This window comes from Butyrivibrio sp. ob235 (assembly GCF_900109475.1).
GTDB lineage: Bacteria > Bacillota > Clostridia > Lachnospirales > Lachnospiraceae > Butyrivibrio.
Window position 1 is genome coordinate 1 of sequence record NZ_FOBE01000082.1, and the last position, 1,076, is coordinate 1,076.

Annotated in this window: 1 protein-coding gene; it reads right to left on the minus strand. The window is 39.7% G+C overall.

Annotated elements, in window-relative coordinates; genetic code table 11:
• Window positions 1–190 precede the first annotated feature (190 nt).
• Window positions 191–958, minus strand: coding sequence for a class I SAM-dependent methyltransferase (locus BMW61_RS21525; RefSeq protein WP_091826140.1), 768 nt, complete (start codon window positions 956–958; stop codon window positions 191–193).
• Window positions 959–1,076: the final 118 nt, after the last annotated feature.

Sequence of the window (1,076 nt, forward strand, 5' to 3'; positions counted from 1 at the left end):
TTTTGTGCTCGCAAAGCCAGTAATATCAAGGATTTGCGGTAGTAACTGTTAACGATTTATACCAGAGCCTTGGTATAATTTCGCGGGAGCGCAGGATATAATAAACCGCCCATATTCAAAAATCAATACTTAATTGATGCTGATTATGAGCGGTACAACTTTTTATATTCCGATATTATTAACAACACGCCTATAACTTTCTGCATTTAAAGCACATCGAAAGCGGGACCATTTTTGCTTTTTGTGCCTTAGGGCTGTTATCTTCAGTATCCGCTAATGACTTTTCGTCGGTTTGTTCTATCATTTTCTCGATTATAAAACCGGCATCATACAATGCATTAACAAATGTTGAAATCTTTCTGTTCGCAAATGTTACAGTTGTATCATGAACCGGCATCTTTAAGTAGGATTCATCAAAATAGCTGCGAGAAAAGACCAGTGCCCCATTATAAACAACATCCTCCCCGGTCTCATATGATTTCGCAACACAGTAGTGAAGCGGATGTCCCCAGCTGAATATGAAATAACCACCACTCTTAAGATACGAAGCAGCCTTCTTAAATGTCCCTTCGAGGTCTGTCGTCCAGCCTATTCCGTATATTGAATAAACATAGTCAAAATAGTCCTGCGGAATATCACTGTCTGCTTCCATCGGGGCACATATGAGTTTAGGATTGCAACCGCTCTCCTTTAAGAGCTCCCCGGCATTATCCAATTGTTTCTGCGACAGATCTAATCCCCACAACTCTTCTGCGCCTTTATCCGCAAGATATTTGAGCGAATGCCCACTGCCGCAGCATATCTCGAGGACTTTCTTTCCTTCAACCTCCGAAAAAAAATGAAGGTCATCTTCTGTCGCGAATTTGACTCCATATTTCGGCAAAGCTGTAGTTCCAAACCAGAGATCAGCATGATCATCCCAGTATTTTTTATTCTTTTCTATTATCTGTTCTTCCATTATCAGTTCCTATCTGCTATATATTCCGGTTTATATATCAAACCTATAGATTTTCACTTTTCGTTTACCCTCCGCATACATTTCATTATCTTCTGGAATATTTGCTGTCTCAATAAAT

What these genes read in the sequence shown, in the direction of transcription:
- BMW61_RS21525 (WP_091826140.1), bottom strand. Translation starts at nt 958, where the DNA reads ATGGAAGAACAGATAATAGAAAAGAATAAAAAATACTGGGATGATCAT.